The following is a 21,429-nucleotide window of genomic DNA, read 5'->3' on the forward strand; positions in this document are numbered from 1 at the left end:
GCCAATGGTTAAGACTAGTCAAGAATCGGGAAGGTGCGATGACATGGGTCAGTGTCAAGGCCCGGGGCAGGCACGCGGCAGGTTGCGCACCACATTCAGGGCCGCGCTGCTCTGCGCCACCGGCATGATCTCGACGGTATTGATGTTCACGTGCGCCGGCTGCTCGGCAATCCAGGCTACCGTAGCCGCGATATCCTCCGGCAGGATGGCCTCGACATCCCGATACAACGCCTGCACCGCATCCAGGTCGCCATTCAGACGTACCACCGAGAAGTCAGTGCCCGAGCATAGCCCCGGCTCGATGTTGCTCACCCGTACTCGGGTGCCCGCCAGGTCGGCACGCAAGTTGAGGCTGAACTGGCGGACGAAGGCCTTGCTGGCGCCATACACATTGCCGCCCGGGTAGGGGTAAGTGCCAGCGATAGAGCCAATGTTGATGATCATGCCACTGTCGGCTTTCACCATTTGCGGCAGAATCTTGTGGGTAACCATGGCCAGGCCGGTGATGTTGGTGTCGATCATCCGCTGCCAGTTTTCGGCGCTGCTGGCCTGAGCACGGTCCACGCCCAACGCCAGCCCGGCGTTGTTGACCAGCAGGTCGATCTGCAGCGATGCATCCCGAATGTGCTCGATCGCCGTCTCCAGCGACACCGGGTCGGTGACATCCAGCGCCAGCGGAATGAAATTGACGCCCAACTCGGCCTCCAGCGCTTTCAGTTTGTCCATGCGCCGGGCGCCACCGATCACGCGGTAGCCTTTGCCGATCAGCGTGCAGCAGATGGCACGGCCAAAACCCGAGGAGGCGCCAGTTACGAATGCGGTTTTCATCAGTTTTTTCCTATCAGTAGGTCAGGCCAGGTACTTCACGCCCAGGCTGGTGAACAGGCAAAGCATCGAGAACACCAGCGCCTTGCGTACCACTTCATTGCCTTTGCGCAGCGCCAGGGCACTGCCCAGGTGGTTACCCAGGATGTTGCAGGCCACCAGCGGCAATGCCAGCAGGTAGACGACCTTCCCGGCGATGACGAAGGCGACCAAGGCGCCGATGTTGGAAGCGAAGTTGAAGGTTTTGGAGTTGGCCGAGCTGGAGACCAGGTCCATGCGCAGCAGGTAATGGAAGGCGATGATGAACATGCTGCCTGTGCCGGGGCCGAAGAAGCCGTCATAGAAGCCGATGGCCAAGCAGGTCAACGGCACCACGGTGTAGAGCATGCGAGAAGACAGCTCTCGCCCCTCTACCGGTCGGTCCTTGGGGGTGAGGAAGATGAGGATGCCGAACGGGATCAGCGCCAGGATGATCTTGCCTACAGTCTCTTGCGAGATCGACACGATCAGGTGCGCCCCCAGGTAGGCACCCAGCAGTGAGAACGGCACCCCGACCAACGCCACCTGCCAGACCATCTTGCTGTTGGCCAGGAAGTTGCGAATGGCCGCCAGCGTGCCAAGGGTGCTGACCAGCTTTTCCTGGCCCAGTGCCACCTGCGGCGGCATGCCAACCAGCAAAAAGCCCGGTACCAGAAACAGACCGCCACCACCGGCAATACTGTCGACGAAGCCTGCAACGAAGGCGATCGCGCCGAGCATGAGGATTGCCAGCAACCAGTGTTCCGCCCAGTAAGCACCCAGAATTTCCATAGCAAAGCCCATCCAATGGCGTGTTTTGCCAAGGCCGACGTGAGTGAGCCTGCCCTGATTGATGCGATGATTGTAATTACGAAGATTGAATCGATGCAATCAGCAATTTATTCGACTCAATTCTCACGATTACCATCATTACCTGCATCTGAGCTTTCATGCTAGGCTGCGCGCTCTTGCAGAATCTGGTGCGTTTTCCATGTGGGTCCCTCATTACGGCGATCAAACCCAGCCGGTTTACCTGATGATCGCTAATGCCCTTGAACAGGACATCGAAAGTGGTCGGCTTGCAGCAGGTGATCGCTTACCCACCCTCAAGGACCTTGCCGAAGCACTGAATGTGACGCCCGGCACTGTCGGCAGGGCCTACGACGAGGCAGCCAAGCGTGGCCTGGTGGTTGGCGAAGTCGGGCGTGGCACATTTGTGAAACAGCAGCGACAGCCATTGCCTATCCCGTCGGCGCCCGCCCCCCTTGCCGGCGAAAGCAGCCAGATCGATCTCTCGATCATCAAACCCAACGACGCTCACATGAGCGAGTGGCTAGGCACGGCCATCGTCGAACTGGCCGCTTCTTCGGACTTGGGGCAAGTACTCGATTACGTGACCGAGGGTGGCCACACCTCACACAAGCAAGCCGGTGCGGCCTGGATTCAGCGCTGGCTGCCAGATGCACGCTGGCAACAGGTTGTACTGACCTCTGGCGCGCAGCATGGGCTACTGGTGGCCATCAGCAGCCTGTCGAAGAGCGACGATGTGGTGCTGTGCGAGTCGCTGTGCTACCCGGGCATCATCTCCCTCGCCCACAGCATGGGCCGCCGTCTGCATGGTGTGGCCATGGACGAGCACGGCATTATTCCTGATGCATTGCGCGCGGCCTGCCTGGAGCACCGCCCTTCCCTGCTGATATGCGTCACCACGCACCAGAACCCGACCAACTCGATCATGCCCCACGCACGGCGCCAGGCCATCGCCGAGATCGCTCGCGAGTTCGACCTGTTCATCGTCGATGACGACATCTACGGTTTTCTCGAGCCCGCCCCGGATTACAAGCCACTGGCCGCGTATGCACCTGAACGCTCGGTGTACCTCACCAGCCTGTCCAAGAGCGTGCTGCCGGCACTGCGCATCGGTTACCTGTACGCTCCGCCGCAAACCCTGTCACGGTTATCGTCGATGGTACGCAGCAGCGTGTGGATGCCTTCGCCATTAATGGCGCAATTGGCGAGTAACCTGATCAACAGCGGCATGGCCGACCAGTTGGTACGGGTCCAGCAGGACGAGGCGGCCGCGCGCCAGCAGATGGCCCGGGAGATTCTCGGCCGATACAACATCCGTACTCAGCCTCGCAGCTTCCATATCTGGCTGGAGTTGCCAGAGCCTTGGACCAGCGACGAGTTCGCCAACCTGGCGCGTAACAACGGCGTTACGGTGGTCAGCGGCAGCCAGTTTTTGCCAGAACGCAGCCACGCCACCTGCGGCGTGCGCATCGCCCTGATGGCACCCAGCCGCCAGGAGCTGGGCTTTGCCCTGACCAAGTTGGCAAGCCTGCTGGATTCGCCAGAGCCGCGGTTGTTCTACTGAGCGCTGACTGGGTTAATACCCCCACAGGATTGCGCTGTAGCAGAACCTATGAGAGCGGGCTCGCCCGCTCCCATAGTGAATGCAGCCCCTGAACTTATAGAGGTCGCTCAAGCAGGTGCAGCACAACGGCCCCTGCCAAAACCAGACTCACGCCTACCACTTGAAAGCAGGACAACCGCTCTCGATAGAAGAAAAAGCCAAGTACCGCAGCGATTCCGCCCGAAAGCGTGCTGATCACCGTGACAACAGAAATCGAACCATTGAGCGCCCCCCAGGAAAAGGCAGAAAACCCACCGAGGTTGAACAGGCTGGCACCGCACAATGTTGCATAGGTCCTTGGCCTGATTACCGACCAGCCCCTCATCAGCCGCGCTTCGGGCATGAGGAAGATCACCCCAACGGCATACCCTAGCGCCAACATGTTCACAGGGCCGAGTGATGGCAGCGCATATTTCCCCTGAAGCCAGAAACTGACGCCGTAGAGCGCCGCCGCCAATAAAGCGAACGCAACCGGCAAACGGCTCATCGAGCGTCCCTGATCATCCGCCTTGTTACCGCTGCTACTGGCCAACAGCACGCCAAAGAAACAGATCAGCAAACCAAGAAACTGCCAAAGCGACAACTCATCACCACCCAACCAGGCCAGCAGCGTAGTAAAAACGCCATACGTGGTCACCAGCGGAGCCACAACTGCCGTCTTGCCGATAGCAAAGGCCTTGGAAAGTGACAGCGCTCCTAACACCGTGCAAAGCGCCGCAACCCCGCCAATCAGCAATGCGCTAACAGGTGCCGCCAGCATCTTCTCCAGCTGATTGGCCGACATGAGGATGATCAGTCCCATCATCAACAGGCCCAATACCTGTCCAAAAAAGACGGCTCGACGAATACCAACCGCCCGAGCGTTTACCCCCACCAGAAAATCCGTAGCACCCCAAAGTACGGCAGCTACCAAACCCATAATGACGTCCATGCTTCCATTCCCTCTGCCTGCTATGAAGCAGATACTAAACAGAGAGGGCGGTGAGGAGTTGCAACACCAGCAACTTCAGACGTCTCCTACACAAGATGGCGGGACATAAAAAAACCCAGGGCAACTGCCCTGGGTTTCTGGTCTTGCTAGACGTCTACACGTTCTGATCAAAACGGTAATGCCGACCTATTTCTATCAATCTCTCACTGTGTGAGTGAGTGAATTACCCACTCCATGCGCCTTGTGTCATATCCTACCATCGCCCATTAACAGAAACGTAAAGATATTCGTATGATTTTGGGTAAGAAAGGGGCGAAACCTTACGCTCCGCCCATTTTCCTACCTACCATCTGAACGTCTCGTCAGGCAGCCCTATCCAAGTTCTGAAGCGCGTCTTCAAGCATAGCCTTGAGCCCCACCTGGCGAGAGAAAGCACGTGGAGGGAGAGCCACTGCTTCTTTTACTGCATCAACGTCGCCGATGAAGATGACCTGTAGTGGTCAACTAATCCCGGACACCGGATTAAGTTTTTCCTCGGCAATCGCCGGAGGTAACCCACCGTTGAACTGATGCGGTCGCTCCCAGTTGTAGCGCTGCATCAGAAACCTGCCGATGTCCTGCTGTGCCTGCGCAGCACTCATGTAGCCCACACTTGGCACCCACTCCGTTTTCAGGCTGCGGAACAAACGCTCCATAGGCGCATTGTCCAGGCAATTACCTCTGCGGCTCATGCTTTGCTTGAAGCGGTAACGCCACAACCGCTGACGAAAAGCTCGGCTGCCATACTGGCTGCCCTGATCACTGTGAAACAGTACATTCTGCGGCCGCCCGCGGTGCTCGTACGCCATGTCCAGCGCCTTGATGACCAATTCGCTGTCCGGTTTGGGTGAAAACGCCCAACCCACCATGCGACGTGCAAAAAGGTCGATAACTGCCGCCACATAGTGCCACTGGCCTTGAGCCCACACATACGTGATGTCGCCGCACCATACTTGATTCGGTGCCGTAACATCGAATGCGCGCTCCAGCACGTTCGGGATGTCAGGGCGCTCTACTGTGGCCTTCTTGTAGGCATGTGAACCCGGTTGCTTACTGATCAGCTTCATTTCGCGCATCAACTTGCGCACCTTGAAGCGGCCGATCTGAATGCCTTCTTGGCGCATCATGCACATGATGGTTCGACTACCTGCGGCACTACGGCTCTGTGTAAATAGCTCGTTAACCCGAACGCGCAGTGCCAGTCGCGCAACGTCCGGAGATCGCCGTTTATGGCAATGCGCGTAGTAACACGAGCGAGTGACTTCAAACACCGAGCAGAGTAATTCGACAGGCTCCTCGCGGCGGAGCTGATCAATCAACGCGAGCGCTCGTGTTCCTCGGCCATCAAGAGCGCGGTAGCCTTTTTTAAAATCGATTTCTCCCGTTCCAGCCGGTTGATCCGAGCTTCCAACTCTTGGATCTTCTGCTGCTCGGGGGTCAGCGCCTTGCTCGTTGGCGTAGCACCGCCACGTTCTGACTGGAGTTGATTCACCCAGCGGCGCAGCGCCGATTCAACCAAGTCGAGCGACCGGGCGGCTTCAGTAAGGCTATAGCCCTGGTCGAGCACCAGGCCGGCTGCCTCGCGCTTGAATTCGGGGGTGAAAGTACGTCGTTGTCTGCTCATCGAACACCTCTGTGTGGCGACCATTTTCGCCTAAAAAGGTGTCCGGGGTTAGTAGACCACTACAACCTGAACCTGAGCCCTGGTCAGCGCTGTGTAAACGAATGTGCGATCAAGCACCTTGGACTTCATGACAGGGATGATAACGCGCCGGAACTGGGAGCCTTGGCTCTTGTGAACCGTGATCGCATACGCGTGCTGAATGAGGTCAACGTCGGAGTCGAACAGGTAGTGCTGAACCCCCTCAAAGTCAGCTCGGGCGAGCGCTGAGCGCCAGAACGGCTTATCTTCAGTGCCGGTATTGACCTTGATTGGCTCATCGAAAACGCTCAGCAACCGGCCAAGCCGGCCATTCTGCAGATTCCGATTCCAATCGTTAGCTGTATAGATGAGCAGATCACCCTCGCAAAACCCTGTTTGCTCAAGAGCCCCCGAATCATCGTTGATCGCCTCGAGCGGACGAGCACCCGCCACATATCGCAGGTGGCACAGCCGGTTGATCGGCTCAACTCCTGCAGAAGGGCTCGACCGAGTGGCGGCTAGGATCTGGGAGTTATCCTTATCCATCTCATAGAGGCGCATCGTTTCAGGGATGATTTCTGCCTCTAAACATGGAAGGAAAACCACCTCCGCGCTCTCCAGCGAGCTGAAGGCAGGCCATTTGCCTTCTCGGATGGCGCTTGCCGCGACGGGGATCTCAGACCCTTTAGCCTGACGCTTAACCTCAGTCAGACGGGTTACTGGGATCGCTGCAAGCTGGCAGAGAACGTGGAAGACCAGGCCGGCACCAATCGGTGGGAGCTGGAACGGATCACCGACAAGCACCAGGTGCGTTCCGGCTGGCAGCTTCTGCGTGAGCTTGTAGAAGGTGACGACATCCAACATAGAGGCTTCGTCGATCACGATAACTGGGCACTCGCCCATGTCATCCTCTGTAACACTGCGAAGGAACCCCGCAATGGTCATCGCAGCCTCTTGGGTCGCTTCGGTCATGCGAGCTGCTGCCCGACCCGACAGCGCCATTTGAAACCTTGGCCGGCCAAGCGTATCCAGGGCTTTATAGAGAGCCTTGAGCACGGTAGTTTTACCAACGCCGGCACCGCCAGTAATGATGCTGAAGCGATTGGTGAACGACGTGTTCACGGCTATACGCTGAGCGTCATTCAACGTAAAAACGCCCAGCCCCAAGTGCTCGCGCTCTGACTTTTCAAAGTCAGTAATGACGCGAGCAACATCGGTTGGGAACAGCGGCTGCTGAACATCAGGCTCACGCAGCAGAGACAGGATGAACTCTGCACAACTCCGCTCCATGATGTAGGTGCCTGGGGCATGAAGCATCACATCACCGCTAGCGGTGTCTCGAACGATGAACTGCCCACTTGCCGTGCCCTGAAGTAGCGCCTTGGCCAGCGCCGCTGTGGGGGCAGGATGAGGAGCCAGCAGCCGACTCACTGTTTGATGGAGACCAGAAATGGTCGCGCAGGTGTGCCCCTTCTCGGCCGCACGATAGAGCGCCTCTTCCATGGCCGCTCTCAGCCGCCGAGGATCATCGAGTCGAACAGAAAATCGCTCGCGGGCGATCCCATCTACCTCACCCCAGCTTCCACAAAAACTGAGCAATCGGTATGGGTCGTCCTGCAGGGCGTATATGGTATTGCCCTTATGGAACTTAATAGCCTTACGGGCCAGTTCAAGGGGAATCCCCTTATCCTGAACAAAGCGCAGCGTCTTGGCATCGCCATTCTCTAGCCAGGCAGCAAACAGATCTGTACGGACGCTCTCGGATGGGACGATCTTGCTGATCGCCTCGTGGTTCGAGCTATCCAGGATGTCATAGAGAGCTTCCTGACAAGCGTCCCAAAGCTTGGTGGCTTTTACTTCACCAACGCCTGGGGCATTGTCTGCAAGCCATTGGATGAGCTGACTACCACTTGGCCGAACTAAGCGAATGTCCTGGACGTCGACCTGAATCTCCGAGACCTTGTAGCCGGAGTGCTCACGATGAACAACGCTGCTCTCCCCGTACACCTCATAGATCCCACCAACCTCAACCATAGAGCTTGAAGCCGTGCTTGCGGGCACAGCGATGACAATCGCGGTTGACCTATCGTTGAGGCTCGACTCGATATCCACCCGGTGACCAAAGGCAATGCAGCCCTTGCGGTTTGAAGATCGAATGCGGGTCACCCGCACGGTAATACTCAATAATGAAGGATGCAGGGCAGTCATCTCGGCATCCGTCCTGTTTCATCCAAGAATGTAGTCATCAACTTGCAGCGTTCAAGCATCGACTTGGCCTTACCAAGCTCTGCTCGCAGCGAAGCGTTTTCTTGTTCAAGGCTATTGAGACGCTGACCTTCCTGGCGCCGCTTTTTTGCCTGTGCATCTCTGATCACCGGCTTATCAGCCACCGCATCGGAATCCCCGCCCGCTGTCGGCAGCACTCCCCGCTTGCGCAAGGCAGCCTCCAGCTCCTCCAGCTCGGCCCTGATGGCAGGGTTCTGAGCCAAAGCGCTTCGACCGAAGCCGCATTCAGCAAAAATCTCAGAGCGCTTAAGCTGACCGCGATAAACATACTCACGGAAATCGTCATCTGATTTCGATTGCGCCCACGCCCTGAACGCAGTCAGGTTCTCACCTGCTCTCTGTTGCCCGTTAGCCATCAGCGTTTCTTCTCCGAAGAGTCGCGATCAATTACTGGTAGGTGCTCATCCAGCATCGCCTTGGTGATCCCACGTTTTTGGGCGTTGTACTGCCAGCGGATGAACTGCTCGATCAGCCGTTCGTTCTCGTGCTTATGGCGCTCAATCTCGCTTTCGAGTTTGCGGATTTTCTGTTCTGCGTAGGAGAGGCTGGACGGGCGCCGAGAGGGTGCCGGCCCCGATCTCACGTAGTTCTTTTTGGCATCGAACGCTGACTTCACAGGCAGGTGTGCGTTGAGAGTCTGCCTCGTCGGACGAAAGCCAAATAACTCTCCTGCTCTATCACACAGGCCGTCCCATGTGATCTTCCCTTCCCAGGCATCGACGAGATCGACCAATATCTGGATGTCATGATCGGTTAGGTGTCTGCGCGCCATTAGAAGGCTTCCATCACAAAGTCGATGAGCGGCATCTCAGAGACAGGCTCTGGAAGACGACTCGTATCTCGGCGAGCAGCAAGCTCGCGCTTCAGTGGGCTGTACTCTTGGTCATTGTTGAGCATGATGACGCTCCCATCACGGATTTCTGGGTTCTCCATGATTACAATGAGTTGATCGAGACGCTCCAAGGTTTTGAGCTGATGTTGACTCCAACGGTCAGCACCGAAGTAGCCAGACTCGTCTGCCGCCTTAGCCTTATCCAGTTGTACCTGGGTGAGGCGGCGTTGCTCTTTTAGACGCTCCAGCTTCTGAGCATCACCCTTTATGCAGGCATGTTCGGTGCAGTTGAGACAGTCCCTGTGCTTTTGACATGGGAGCATCGAGTAATCATGGACACAAAACCCAAAGATCGTGACGTGAGCAATAGCATCACCCGCTTGATCCAGGTCTGCGAGGGTGACAGGGGCGTTCTGCTTAACCTTATCCAAAACCCCGCTCGGCAGGGCATTCTCGGATAGCTTGACATACTCATCCTCGGACATATGGTTGTATGTAGCGTTCTGATGAATATTCGCTCGAGCAGACCATTTCGCAACGTCGAGCTGCCCCATGTTCCCACGTTGTGCAGCTGTATTCAGTAGGTGACGTACCTGATGCGAAGTCATCATGAGCGGTGACCCGTCCGGATTCCTGTAGCCATGGCGTGACCAGATACTTTGCTCATGCCCGTTTACGTAATTCAGATCAGTTGTAAACAGACTCTTGCCTGGAGTCCAAAGCCTGATAGGGCTAGTCGCACAGTCCTGACGAAACTCATGGTATCGGTAGCAGCAAAGAGACTCCGAATACTTAAGCTGGCGCTCCTCATCAAGATATGGGAATCCCTCCGGGAGCTTCGAATGGCAATAGCCGTTCAGGAACGCCAAGGTGATCGGCTTATTGGCTTTCTTCAGCGCCTCATAAGGCGAGTAATCCTTGAAAAAAAAACTCATGCTACCAGTTCGCGCTAACGAAGGGATGCCTAACGCCAAGCCAACCTGTGCGAGCGAAAGCGGAGCATGTTCATCAACATTTGGACACTTGCTATGACGGAAGAACTTGGAAGGGTTCTCCTCGTACCACCTTGCCAGCCTCCTACCTTCCGCAGATAACTCGGTCAGTCTGCGGACAGCCTCTTCAGCGATATCCACAAAGCTTGTCGTTACATACTTAATATCCCAGCCGGCGCCTTTGCCGCCGAAGAAACGAAGCCCCAGTCGCTCGATGCCCTTCGAGTCCCTATCATAGTGCAAGACGTTCAGGGGTAGCCTCTGAACCTCAGTAATCCTTGAAGGAGCGCACATCAGCAGCGCGAAAATAGACGTAGTGAATCGGTCGCGAGGATTGTGCAGATCATTCGCAAACATCTCAGCCATTGCCTCTAACTGCAGGTCATCTGGTAGTTTTTTGGCTCGTTTTTCTTGGGTTTCTTTATCAGTGCGATTGAGCTCTTTTGGTTTACTGATGGGGTTCCGCCATTCCAGTCGCTTAGGCGCGATCTTGCTCTCGTTCAGAAAGCCCACCAACTTTACCAATGCAGTGCCAGCCTGGTACGCAGTAACCCCATACTCCCTTGCAAATTGACCAGCAACATCCATTACAGTGGCATCCACCAAAGTAATATCGGCTTTCCCTTTTACTGCCAGGAGCGCCGGTTCTATGCATCGTATGGCTTTGAACTCGTTCTTCAGCTTGGTTGGATTAAGTCCTTGTTGATAGCGGACATAAGCTTTGGCAAAAGGCAAAATTTCCGAGTTCAAATAATGTGCCTCAGTGACGCCTTTGGGCGAGGCGCCTTTGACTGTGAAGTTACCGATCTTTGGCCAGGTGCAGGAGTCCCAGTCGAGATCTTCACCGAACACGGTCAGTCTGTCCCGGCACATTTCAACGAAGTCCTCGAGATTACTTCGCGCGTCCCGGTCAGCCTTGGGGACAAACAGCAGGATCTCAGCCATTACTCGATTTTCCCTTCTCTACATTGCAGCGACGAATCACGTCGCTTACGGCATAGATCAGTCGATCATTTGCCGATGCGACTTTGAGGTCGCCGGTCAGATCTTTTACACGCTCACGCTCCTGAATCAGAGCGTCCAAGACTTCTTCGTGTGGCCCGTCCAGCCATGGCTGAAAATGAGCGCAGGTGTAACATGCGACAGGAGCTAGGGCACCGCAGAAACCATGGCTACCGCAGCTACCAACATTTCTCCTGCCATTCGAAATTCGGCTTGACGGATCATCGCCCCGAGTAGCGAACTTTTCAGAGGGAATCACGACCCCCCTGAATAGCTGGGCATAGGGAGCCAACTGCATAGCAACGGCTTTGTCTATGCGCTCTACGATGTCAGGCAGGTTCTTGACGTAAACACCAGCATTTTGGGTATCAGTGTGATCAAGAGCTTCGGCAATGACGTATTCACCCTTACCCTCACGGGCCAAGTTGGTGCCCAACGTATATCGGAAGCGGGTGGCATTGAGATGAAGCGGCACACCAGATCGCTCACTGATCACATTGGTCTTCTCACCAGCAGCAACAACTACCTGAGAAATTTCAATCGAAGGCATATGAAGGCGATCAGACTTAAGAACTTCCAAGTCTCCGGCAAGAGAAAGATCATCTTTCATATTGGGAAATAATGGCAACTCATTATCCAAGTGCGCCGGAATGACTTTGACACCAAGATTCTCAGCAAACATAACCCGGACATAGTCAGCTTGCTCATTAAGCAGCACCCAGAGATCCTCGATGATTGCAAATTTTTTGAACGAAGAGCGCCATCCCATATGACGTTGCTTGGCACGAGGAAAATTAATGTAATACTTGCTTCCAAGCTTAATCAGATCCTTGAGCTTAAGGGCTGATACCTGAGCAGGCCGACGCCCAGTCATAGCAAACGTCATGAGTAGCGCAGTTTCAGTCAAACCCAAGACATCATTGGCAAAGCAATGAGTAGCCGACTCGACAATCCCCTGCATCTCTACATCAGTCAATGGCCCCTCTTCCGGGCATTGCGACTGAACGGCACGGCCTTTTTCGTTACCTTTGATTCGAATATTATCGAGCAGGGTAAGAGTTTCAGCCGGCATTCCTGGATAGCCCAACCGCGCCCACTGCCTCATAAGCACTCGTAGCGTTGACAGATACCAAGCTCGCGGTTTGCTCAAACTTGCACGATAAGAGATGATCGACTCAACAGAGAAGACCTCTGCACCATCAAGCTGCCTCAGATAATGAGCAAGCCGCTCCATCACGTTTCGCATATGGGATGGAGAACTATGCTTTGCATAAAATGCGAGCACTTGCCGAAGTGTATAAGCGTCACCAGGAAATTCCCTACAAAGCACATCTATGGGTACATTGATGTCTTTGCTAACGCGCCAGCGCTCATCAAGAAGATTGACCAGGTAGCCTTCGCGGGAGTAAAACTGCTCGTTATCTAGGGCTTGCGGAGCATCAATTACAGACGCCGCCAGTGCCTCCACAGTCTCACCCATTGTTACTCACTCTCCTGGTTTGATTTGGTGTAGCGCTCTTGTAGCTCAAGCCCTGCTTGCTGAGCTTTTTCTTTCGTATGCCTACGGTTATAGGTGCCTGCCGTGCCGGAGGTTTCACTCCACCCCATCCAGTACGACCGGGTCTTTTCCTCCTCCGCAGGGCTCATCCCCTTTTGTTCCGCGAGGCGAGAGAATTGGTAGTTCCAGTTATGCCTAAGGGCGTGTGCATGAAATCCAGCGTTCTCTACGATGGCCGAGATCTGTCCCATCCACTTGCTGAAAGCGCCAATGGATAGTGGTGCGCCCTGAGTTGGGCCTGCCTTGTGAGTAACAAAGAGGTAGTCATGTCTCCTCGCACCCGGCACTTTCCTTCGTGCATCCTTCACGTACTCAGCAATTCTCTCCACTAGGGAAGGCGCGATGCGTATGCGACGGGGTCGCGTCTTAGCCGTAGGCTGATGTTTTCGAGTATCGAGATCTGAGTCAGGCCGACGCACTACAGTCATGGTGTTGTCGCCGAAATTGATATCCCCAATCCTGAGGTTGAGCAACTCGCCGCGCCGCATGCCCGTGAGTTTGAGAAGAAAGAACATCAAGGCATTTCGAAGCTGCACATCGCCATCTAGGGCTGGATTGTTGGGCGAACCCGGCTTCAAAGCCGCTTCAATGGTGTTGATTGCGTCTTCACTGAGATGAATCTCATCTCTATCAACACTCGACTTATTAGGTTTGGTTGGCCGATGGGCCTTGATCGTGTCAACCATCTTGTTGACTACGTCATCAGCAAGGTGGGGAGCGACCCGGTAGGCCAAGAACTGGATGTACTGTGCAGCGGTGCTAATGCGGAAGTAGTGGACGCTGACCCCCACCACCTTTGGCCTCTGAAGAATCGAAGTGACCTTACTAGGATGCTCGCCCTCAAGAGATCGCTGCAAAAAATCGCACAGGTCTCTGATCTGGTTGTGATCGAGTAGCACGCCTTGCGTAAACGACGAAACCAGATCTATGCCCCGCCTGGCTTCCCAAGCGCACAGAGCTTTCAGTGCATTTAGAGCATTGGTGATGCTGTTAGCAGCATGGGAACTCGCCCTCAACGTCCAGGTAATGAACAAAGTGGGATAGAAAAGAGGCATGCCTTCACCGTCAACCAGGACGGAAAATCGCTCGCCATCTGACCCCCTGAATCTTCGTAGAGTAATTTCCATATGCCCACCAAAACTTTACGTTTTGCATGGTTGCAGACTACCGGAAAACGTCAATACCAAATTTTACGCACGAAAACGAAAAGCCCCCGCAATGCGGGGGCTCCAGACCTAAACTTTACAAAAAAGTCTCAAGTAAGTGCTAGAACGGAATATCGTCATCAAAGCTGTCAAAGTCAGCCGCCGGCTGTGGCGCTGGCTGCTGCGGCGCCGGGCGCTGAGGGGCCTGTTGCGGGCGCTGGGCCTGCTGGCGCGGCGGGGTCTGGTTGTACTGTTGCTGCTGACCACCTTGGTTGTAGTTGCCGCCACCCTGGTTGTACGGGTCACCGCCCTGCTGGCCCTGCGGACGACCGCCCAGCAGCTGCATGGTGCCGTTGATGTCGACGATGATCTCGGTGGTGTAGCGCTTGATACCGTCTTTTTCCCACTCACGGGTCTGCAGTTTGCCTTCGATGTAGCACTGCGAACCTTTGCGCAGGTACTCGCCGGCGATCTCGGCAACCTTGCCGAACAGCGACACACGGTGCCACTCGGTACGCTCTACCTTCTGGCCCGACTGCTTGTCGGTCCACTGCTCGCTGGTAGCCAGGCTCAGGTTGGTCACGGCGTTACCGTTGGGCAGGTAGCGGACTTCGGGATCCTGGCCACAGGTGCCGACCAGAATGACTTTGTTAACCCCACGGGCCATAACGTTCTCCTAGGCTTCGCACGCCGAAGAGGCTGGGTTCACCAGTCGCTCGAGGGTCGCACGGTCCAAAATTTTCGTATCCAGTTTGATATAGATAGCGGCTTCTTCAGCCACCACCACAGCGTCGGTCACACCCGGCACGGCCATCAGGCGCTCGGTCAGGCCGGCTTCCCGGACTGCCTCAGGCGTCAGCGGCATGCGCAGGCTGGTCACATAAGGCGGCTCGTTCATGCGCAAGGCGACGACCAGCCAGATGGCACACAGCACCGCGCAACCGAGGAACACCGTGTCCAGCCCACCGTGCTGGAACAACCAGCCACCAAGTATCCCGCCCAGCGCCGCACCGAGGAACTGGCTGGTGGAATACACCCCCATCGCCGTCCCCTTGCCACCGGCAGGCGACACCTTGCTCACCAGCGAAGGCAGCGATGCCTCCAGCAGGTTGAATGCGGTAAAGAATACCACGGTGCCAATCACCAGTCCGCGCAAACCGTCAGCCCACTCCCAGAAGTATATCTCTGTCAGCAGCAGGACACTGACAGCGCCGGCCAACACGCGTTTCATCTTGCGCTTTTTTTCGCCGTAGATGATGAACGGGACCATTGCAAAAAATGAGATGAACAATGCGGTCAGGTATACCCACCAGTGTTCCTCCTTGGGCAGCCCACCGCGCTCGACGAAGGCCAGCGGCAGCGCGACGAAGCTGGCCATGAGAATGGCATGGAGGACGAAGATGCTTACGTCCAGGCGCAGAAGGTCCGGATGACGCAGGGTTGGGCCGAGTGCCTGGCGCGCCACGCCCGATTCGCGGTGCTGCAGGATGCTATGCGTGTTGGGCACGACAACGGCAATCAGCAAGATGCCTACCAGGGCGAGCCCTGCCGTGGTCAGGAACAATCCTGACAAGCCAAAGGCACTTGTCAGCAAGGGGCCGACGACCATGGCGACGGCAAACGACAGGCCGATACTCATGCCGATCATGGCCATGGCCTTGGTCCGGTGTTGCTCGCGGGTGAGGTCGGACAGCAGCGCCATGACGGCGGCAGAAATCGCACCGGAGCCCTGCAAAACACGCCCGGCGATCACACCCCAGATGGAGTCGGCCTGGGCCGCCAGCACACTGCCCAGGGCGAAAATCACCAGCCCCAGGTAAATCACCGGCCGGCGGCCGATGCGGTCGGAAATCATCCCGAACGGGATCTGCAATACCGCCTGGGTCAGGCCATAGGCGCCAATGGCCAGGCCGATCAGCGCAGGGGTGGCACCGGCCAGGTCCATGCCGTAGGTGGCCAGTACCGGCAAGACCATGAACATGCCCAGCATACGAAAGGCAAAGACCAGGGCAAGGCCGCCAGCGGCGCGGGTTTCGCCGCCACTCATGCGCTCGTTGTGGGTGTCGTGCATGGATTAACCTCGTGTGAACCGGCGGCGATTCTATCAGTCCGACAGCGTAACGGCATCTACGCGACGCTTTGCCGCGTCATACTGGCGCGCCGTATACTTCCTTGTTTATGCCCGCCAAGCGAGGCCGCAGTGGACAAGATCCTGATTCGTGGGGCACGTACCCACAACCTGAAGAACATCGACCTGACCCTGCCCCGGGACAAGCTGATCGTGATCACCGGCCTGTCCGGTTCCGGCAAGTCGTCCCTGGCGTTCGACACCCTCTACGCTGAAGGCCAGCGCCGCTACGTGGAATCGCTGTCGGCCTACGCCCGGCAGTTCCTGTCGATGATGGAAAAGCCTGACGTCGACACCATCGAAGGCCTGTCGCCGGCCATTTCCATCGAGCAGAAGTCGACCTCGCACAACCCACGCTCCACGGTCGGCACCATCACTGAAATCTACGACTACCTGCGCCTGCTGTATGCCCGCGTGGGTACGCCACGCTGCCCGGACCACGATATCCCGCTAGAGGCGCAAACGATCAGCCAGATGGTCGACTTGGTGCTGGAGCGCCCGGAAGGCAGCAAGCTGATGCTGCTGGCGCCGGTGGTGCGCGAGCGCAAAGGTGAGCACCTGGCGGTGTTCGACGAACTGCGTGCCCAGGGCTTTGTACGTGCCCGGGTCAACGGCAAGCTCTACGAGCTGGACGAACTGCCCAAGCTCGACAAGCAGAAAAAGCACAGCATTGATGTCGTGGTGGACCGCTTCAAAGTGCGCGCCGACCTGCAACAGCGCCTGGCCGAATCGTTCGAGACCGCGCTCAAGCTGGCCGACGGTATCGCCCTGGTGGCACCGATGGACGACGAGCCAGGCGAAGAGATGATCTTCTCCGCGCGCTTCGCCTGCCCGGTCTGCGGCCATGCCATCAGTGAACTGGAGCCGAAGCTTTTCTCCTTCAACAACCCTGCCGGTGCGTGCCCGACATGCGATGGCCTGGGCGTGAAGCAGTTCTTCGACACCAAGCGCCTGGTCAATGCCGAACTTACCCTGGCCGAAGGCGCAATCCGCGGCTGGGACCGGCGCAATGTGTACTACTTCCAGATGCTCGGTTCGCTGGCCGCGCATTACGGCTTCAGCCTGGAGGAGCCGTTCGGCGAGCTGTCGGCCGAATACCAGAAGGTAATCCTGCAAGGCAGTGGCAAGCAGAGTGTCGACTTCAAATACCTCAACGACCGTGGCGATATCGTCAAGCGCTCGCACCCGTTCGAAGGCATCGTGCCGAACCTCGAGCGCCGCTACCGCGAGACCGAATCGGCCACCGTGCGTGAAGAACTGGCCAAGTTCCTCGGCACCCAGCCCTGCCCGGATTGCCGTGGTACCCGCCTGCGCCGCGAAGCACGCCATGTGTGGGTGGGCGAAAAAACGCTGCCGGCGGTCACCAACCTTCCGATCGGTGAAGCCAGCAGCTACTTCGGCGAGCTGACCCTGACTGGCCGCCGTGGCGAGATTGCCGCCAAGATCCTCAAGGAAATCTGCGAGCGCTTGCAGTTCCTGGTCAACGTCGGCCTTGACTACCTCACCCTCGACCGTAGCGCCGACACCCTGTCTGGTGGTGAAGCGCAGCGTATCCGCCTGGCCAGCCAGATTGGCGCCGGCCTGGTCGGAGTGATGTACATCCTCGATGAACCGTCCATCGGCCTTCATCAACGCGACAACGACCGCCTGCTGGCCACCCTCAACCACCTGCGCGATTTGGGTAACACGGTCATCGTGGTGGAGCACGACGAGGACGCCATTCGCTTGGCCGACTACGTGGTCGATATCGGCCCAGGGGCCGGCGTGCATGGTGGCCAGATCGTCGCCGAGGGCTCGCCACAGGAGGTCATGGACCACCCTGATTCGTTAACCGGCAAGTACTTGTCCGGGCGCAAGAAGATCGTCGTGCCAGCCAAGCGCACGCCGCGCAACAAGAAGCTGCAACTTAAGCTCAAGGGTGCGCGTGGCAACAACCTGCAGAACGTCGACCTCGAAGTCCCCATCGGCCTGCTGACCTGCGTGACGGGGGTATCCGGCTCGGGCAAATCGACGCTGATCAACAACACCCTGTTCCCCTTGGCCGCTACGGCCCTCAATGGCGCAAGCAGCCTGGAAGCCGCACCGCACAGCAGCATGGATGGCCTGCAGCACCTGGATAAGGTGGTGGATATCGACCAGAGCCCGATCGGCCGCACTCCGCGCTCGAACCCGGCAACGTATACCGGTATTTTCACCCCTATCCGCGAGCTGTTCTCCGGGGTACCGGAGTCGCGCTCACGCGGCTATGGCCCGGGACGTTTCTCGTTCAACGTCAAGGGTGGCCGTTGCGAGGCCTGCCAAGGCGATGGCCTGATCAAGGTCGAGATGCACTTCCTGCCAGACATCTACGTGCCGTGCGACGTGTGCAAGAGCAAGCGCTACAACCGCGAAACACTGGAGATCAAGTACAAGGGCAAGAATATCCACGAGGTGCTGGAAATGACCATCGAGGATGCCCGCGAGTTCTTCGATGCGGTGCCAGCGCTGGCGCGCAAGCTGCAAACGCTGATGGATGTTGGCCTGTCGTACATCAAGCTGGGCCAGTCGGCGACCACCTTGTCTGGCGGCGAGGCGCAGCGCGTGAAGCTGTCTCGCGAGTTGTCCAAGCGCGATACCGGCAAAACCCTGTATATCCTGGATGAGCCAACCACGGGCCTGCACTTTGCCGATATTCAGCAGTTGCTGGACGTGCTGCATCGCCTGCGCGATCACGGCAATACCGTGGTGGTGATCGAGCACAACCTGGATGTGATCAAGACTGCTGACTGGCTGGTGGACCTGGGACCGGAAGGTGGTTCCAAAGGTGGGCAGATCATTGCCTGCGGTACCCCGGAAGAGCTGAGCGAGATGAAGCAGTCGTATACCGGGCATTACCTGAAACCGCTGCTGGAGCGGGACCGGGCCTAAGTGCCGCTGCAATGAAAAAGCCCCTGGTACCGTTGGTGCCAGGGGCTTTTTCTTGAGTGTGTGGATAACTTACATCTGCGACTGCAGGTAGTTCTCCAGGCCAATGGCCTTGATCAGGCCCTGCTGCTTCTCCAGCCAGTAGGTGTGATCTTCTTCGGTATCCGCCAGCTGCGCACGCAGGATGTCACGGCTGATGTAGTCCTTGTGCAGCTCGCACAGCTCGATGCCTTTGCACAGCGCACCGCGCACCTTGTACTCAAGCTTGAGGTCGGCCTCGATCATTTCCGGCACGGTGCTGCCGACTTCCAGGTCGTCTGCACGCATGTCAGGGGTACCTTCGAGCATCAGGATGCGACGCATCAGGGCATCCGCGTGCTGCGTCTCTTCTTCCATCTCGTGGTTGATACGCTCGTAGAGCTTGGTCAGGCCCCAGTCTTCGTACATGCGCGAATGAATGAAGTACTGGTCGCGTGCCGCCAATTCGCCCTTCAGCAACGTGACAAGGTAGTTGATTACGTCCGGGTGGCCTTGCATCGCCCTGCTTCTCCATATGAAAACGTCTATGGCACATAGTGTGAACCAGCTTTTGCCTGCGGTCACTGAAAAACGCGCAATAAGAAGCAAAAAATCGGTTAAACAGTAGTGATATTCATTGAAAAACCGCCCAAATGAGGGCGGTTCTTCTTATCACTTCGACTTAGGCGAGATTGATGCCCAGGGCCTTGGCGATCCCTTCTCCGTAGGCTGGGTCGGCCTTGAAGAAGTACTGCAACTGGCGTTGGATGACGTCTTCGCTGACACCCGCCATGGTTCCAGCGATGTTGCTGATCAGCAGGGCCTTTTGCTCATCACTCATCAGGCGGAACAGCGCGCCGGCGTGGCTGTAGTAGTCAGTGTCCTCGCGGTGATCGTAACGGTCGGCCGAACCATTCAGGGCCAATGCGGGCTCTGCGTGACGTGGCGACTGCTTCGGTGCCGCAGCGTAGCTGTTTGGTTCGTAGTTAGGCGCACTGCCATAGCTACCAGTGGCCATGGAGCCGTCGCGCTGGTAGCTGTTGACCGGGCAGCGTGGCGCATTCACCGGCAACTGTTGGTGGTTGGTACCCACACGGTAGCGGTGTGCGTCCGCGTAGGCGAATACGCGGCCCTGCAGCATGCGGTCTGGTGACAGGCCGACCCCCGGCACCATGTTGCTTGGCCCGAAGGCAGCCTGCTCGACTTCGGCGAAGTAGTTGAGCGGGTTACGGTTAAGCTCAAGCACGCCCACTTCGATTAACGGGTAGTCCTTTTGCGACCAGGTTTTGGTCACGTCGAACGGGTTCTCGTCGCGGCTCGCGGCCTCGGCTTCGCTCATCACCTGGATGCAGACAGTCCAGCGTGGGTAATCGCCTCGCTCAATGGCTTCGAACAGGTCGCGCTGGGCGTAGTCTGGGTCAGTACCTGCCAAACGTGCGGCATCTGCCGGGGCAAGGTTCTTGATGCCCTGCTGGGTCTTGAAGTGCCATTTGACCCAAGTACGCTCACCCTGGGCATTGATCAGGCTGTAGGTGTGGCTGCCAAAGCCGTGCATGTGGCGGTAGCCGTCCGGAATGCCACGGTCAGAGAACAGGATGGTGACCTGGTGCAGCGCCTCGGGCGAGTGCGACCAGAAATCCCACATCATCTGGGCGTTTTTCAGGTTGGACTGCGGGTGACGTTTCTGGGTGTGGATAAAGTCTGGGAACTTGAGCGGATCACGAATGAAGAACACTGGCGTGTTGTTACCCACGATGTCCCAGTTACCTTCCTCGGTGTAGAACTTGACGGCAAAACCGCGGGGGTCGCGCTCTGTGTCCGCAGAACCACGTTCGCCACCCACGGTAGAGAAGCGCAGAAATGTCTCGGTCTGCTTGCCAACCTGCTCGAACAGTTTGGCGCTGGTGTAACCGGTGATGTCGCGGGTTACGGTAAAAGTGCCATAGGCGCCCGAACCCTTCGCGTGTACCCGGCGCTCGGGGATGTTCTCACGGTTGAAATGGGCGAGCTTCTCGATCAGGTGGAAGTCGTCGAGCAGCAGCGGGCCGCGTGGGCCGGCGGAGCGGGAGTTCTGGTTGTCGGCTACAGGTGCACCGCTGGCGGTGGTGAGAATCTTGCTCATGGGCTCTCCTTATCGGTCTTGAAGCGCCGGCTAATCGGCTATGGAGAGAGTATTGACGAGCAAGGCTACAGGGACAAATTCATTAACTGACTTACATCAATAGAAATTAACAATACCATCAGCAACAAAAAACCGGGCACTAGGCCCGGTTTTTTGTAGCAGACAGAACGTCTTACTCAGCAGCTTCTACAGCACCGCCGACCGGACGATCAACCAGCTCAACGTACGCCATAGGGGCGTTGTCGCCAGCGCGGAAACCGCACTTCAGGATGCGCAGGTAGCCGCCCTGACGGGTGGCGTAACGCTTGCCCAGGTCGTTGAACAGTTTGCCAACAGCGGACTTCGAACGGGTACGGTCGAAGGCCAGACGACGGTTAGCAACGCTGTCTTCCTTGGCCAGGGTGATCAGCGGCTCGGCAACGCGGCGCAGTTCCTTGGCTTTCGGCAGGGTGGTTTTGATCAGCTCGTGCTCGATCAGCGACACTGCCATGTTCTGGAACATAGCCTTGCGGTGAGAGCTGGTACGGCTCAGGTGACGTCCACTTTTACGATGACGCATGATTCATTCCTTACC

At 57.1% G+C, this 21,429-nt stretch carries 17 protein-coding genes; 2 read left to right on the forward strand and 15 right to left on the reverse strand.

Annotation, left to right across the window (positions count from 1 at the left end; genetic code table 11):
* Nucleotides 1-54: 54 nt before the first annotated feature.
* Both D8767_RS26475 and D8767_RS26480 read right to left on the reverse strand, forming a co-directional pair.
* Nucleotides 55-828 carry an SDR family NAD(P)-dependent oxidoreductase gene (locus tag D8767_RS26475; protein ID WP_016715329.1) on the reverse strand — a complete coding sequence of 258 codons (774 nt, stop codon included), beginning with the start codon at nucleotides 826-828 and terminating at the stop codon, nucleotides 55-57.
* A gap of 21 nt (nucleotides 829-849) precedes the next feature.
* Entirely contained in the window at nucleotides 850-1,635 is a 786-nt protein-coding gene (locus tag D8767_RS26480; RefSeq protein ID WP_016715328.1) for a TSUP family transporter, read from the reverse strand.
* A 199-nt stretch (nucleotides 1,636-1,834) separates the two neighbouring features.
* On the opposite strand from D8767_RS26480, the gene D8767_RS26485 reads away from it, so the two are divergent.
* On the forward strand, nucleotides 1,835-3,217 hold the full coding sequence (locus tag D8767_RS26485) for a PLP-dependent aminotransferase family protein (protein ID WP_016715327.1): 1,383 nt from the start codon (nucleotides 1,835-1,837) through the stop codon (nucleotides 3,215-3,217).
* Nucleotides 3,218-3,311: 94 nt separating this feature from the next.
* Here D8767_RS26485 and D8767_RS26490 read toward each other — a convergent pair whose 3' ends face one another.
* From D8767_RS26490 to D8767_RS26535, 10 genes are all read right to left on the reverse strand, one after another.
* The gene (locus D8767_RS26490) at nucleotides 3,312-4,187 is read right to left on the reverse strand and encodes a DMT family transporter (protein WP_016715326.1); all 876 of its coding nucleotides are present in this window, start codon (nucleotides 4,185-4,187) and stop codon (nucleotides 3,312-3,314) included.
* A 500-nt stretch (nucleotides 4,188-4,687) separates the two neighbouring features.
* Nucleotides 4,688-5,850, reverse strand: a protein-coding gene (locus D8767_RS26495; protein WP_085982910.1) for an IS3 family transposase whose coding sequence is annotated in 2 segments (ribosomal slippage) — nucleotides 4,688-5,595 and nucleotides 5,595-5,850 — 1,164 coding nt in all. Because the reading frame shifts where the segments join, the coding sequence is not laid out codon by codon here.
* Nucleotides 5,851-5,898: 48 nt separating this feature from the next.
* Nucleotides 5,899-8,076, reverse strand: a complete 2,178-nt coding sequence (locus D8767_RS26500) for an ATP-dependent RecD-like DNA helicase (protein ID WP_121757520.1) — start codon at nucleotides 8,074-8,076, stop codon at nucleotides 5,899-5,901.
* The gene (locus D8767_RS26505) at nucleotides 8,073-8,510 is read right to left on the reverse strand and encodes a VPA1267 family protein (protein WP_121757519.1); all 438 of its coding nucleotides are present in this window, start codon (nucleotides 8,508-8,510) and stop codon (nucleotides 8,073-8,075) included. Before D8767_RS26505 ends, D8767_RS26500 begins: the two co-directional genes overlap by 4 nt.
* Complete coding sequence (locus D8767_RS26510) at nucleotides 8,510-8,926, reverse strand: hypothetical protein (protein WP_121757518.1); 417 nt, start codon at nucleotides 8,924-8,926, stop codon at nucleotides 8,510-8,512. The genes D8767_RS26505 and D8767_RS26510 overlap by 1 nt, the downstream gene beginning before the upstream one ends.
* Nucleotides 8,926-10,923, reverse strand: a complete 1,998-nt coding sequence (locus D8767_RS26515; protein WP_122048462.1) for an integrase — start codon at nucleotides 10,921-10,923, stop codon at nucleotides 8,926-8,928. The genes D8767_RS26510 and D8767_RS26515 overlap by 1 nt, the downstream gene beginning before the upstream one ends.
* Nucleotides 10,916-12,460: a site-specific integrase gene (locus tag D8767_RS26520; RefSeq protein ID WP_232860015.1), complete on the reverse strand. Its 1,545-nt coding sequence runs from the start codon at nucleotides 12,458-12,460 to the stop codon at nucleotides 10,916-10,918. The genes D8767_RS26515 and D8767_RS26520 overlap by 8 nt, the downstream gene beginning before the upstream one ends.
* Nucleotides 12,461-12,462: 2 nt before the next feature.
* Nucleotides 12,463-13,593 (reverse strand): site-specific integrase, encoded by a 1,131-nt coding sequence (locus tag D8767_RS26525; protein ID WP_232860014.1) that lies wholly within the window; start codon nucleotides 13,591-13,593, stop codon nucleotides 12,463-12,465.
* Nucleotides 13,594-13,804: 211 nt separating this feature from the next.
* Entirely contained in the window at nucleotides 13,805-14,350 is a 546-nt protein-coding gene (locus D8767_RS26530; RefSeq protein ID WP_016715325.1) for a single-stranded DNA-binding protein, read from the reverse strand.
* Between the two features lie 9 nt (nucleotides 14,351-14,359).
* Nucleotides 14,360-15,754: an MFS transporter gene (locus tag D8767_RS26535; RefSeq protein WP_016715324.1), complete on the reverse strand. Its 1,395-nt coding sequence runs from the start codon at nucleotides 15,752-15,754 to the stop codon at nucleotides 14,360-14,362.
* 129 nt (nucleotides 15,755-15,883) lie between these two features.
* Between D8767_RS26535 and uvrA the strand changes: the two genes are divergently transcribed.
* On the forward strand, nucleotides 15,884-18,718 hold the full coding sequence (gene uvrA / locus D8767_RS26540; RefSeq protein ID WP_016715323.1) for an excinuclease ABC subunit UvrA: 2,835 nt from the start codon (nucleotides 15,884-15,886) through the stop codon (nucleotides 18,716-18,718).
* 69 nt (nucleotides 18,719-18,787) lie between these two features.
* On the opposite strand, the gene bfr is transcribed toward uvrA, so the two are convergent.
* The 3 genes from bfr to rplQ form a co-directional block, all read right to left on the reverse strand.
* The gene (bfr, locus tag D8767_RS26545; protein WP_016715322.1) at nucleotides 18,788-19,252 is read right to left on the reverse strand and encodes a bacterioferritin; all 465 of its coding nucleotides are present in this window, start codon (nucleotides 19,250-19,252) and stop codon (nucleotides 18,788-18,790) included.
* Between the two features lie 163 nt (nucleotides 19,253-19,415).
* The gene (locus D8767_RS26550) at nucleotides 19,416-20,855 is read right to left on the reverse strand and encodes a catalase (RefSeq protein ID WP_016715321.1); all 1,440 of its coding nucleotides are present in this window, start codon (nucleotides 20,853-20,855) and stop codon (nucleotides 19,416-19,418) included.
* Between the two features lie 172 nt (nucleotides 20,856-21,027).
* Nucleotides 21,028-21,414 carry a 50S ribosomal protein L17 gene (rplQ, locus tag D8767_RS26555; protein WP_003255451.1) on the reverse strand — a complete coding sequence of 129 codons (387 nt, stop codon included), beginning with the start codon at nucleotides 21,412-21,414 and terminating at the stop codon, nucleotides 21,028-21,030.
* Nucleotides 21,415-21,429: the final 15 nt, after the last annotated feature.

It is taken from the genome of Pseudomonas sp. LTGT-11-2Z, assembly GCF_003691445.1.
Taxonomy (GTDB): domain Bacteria; phylum Pseudomonadota; class Gammaproteobacteria; order Pseudomonadales; family Pseudomonadaceae; genus Aquipseudomonas; species Aquipseudomonas monteilii.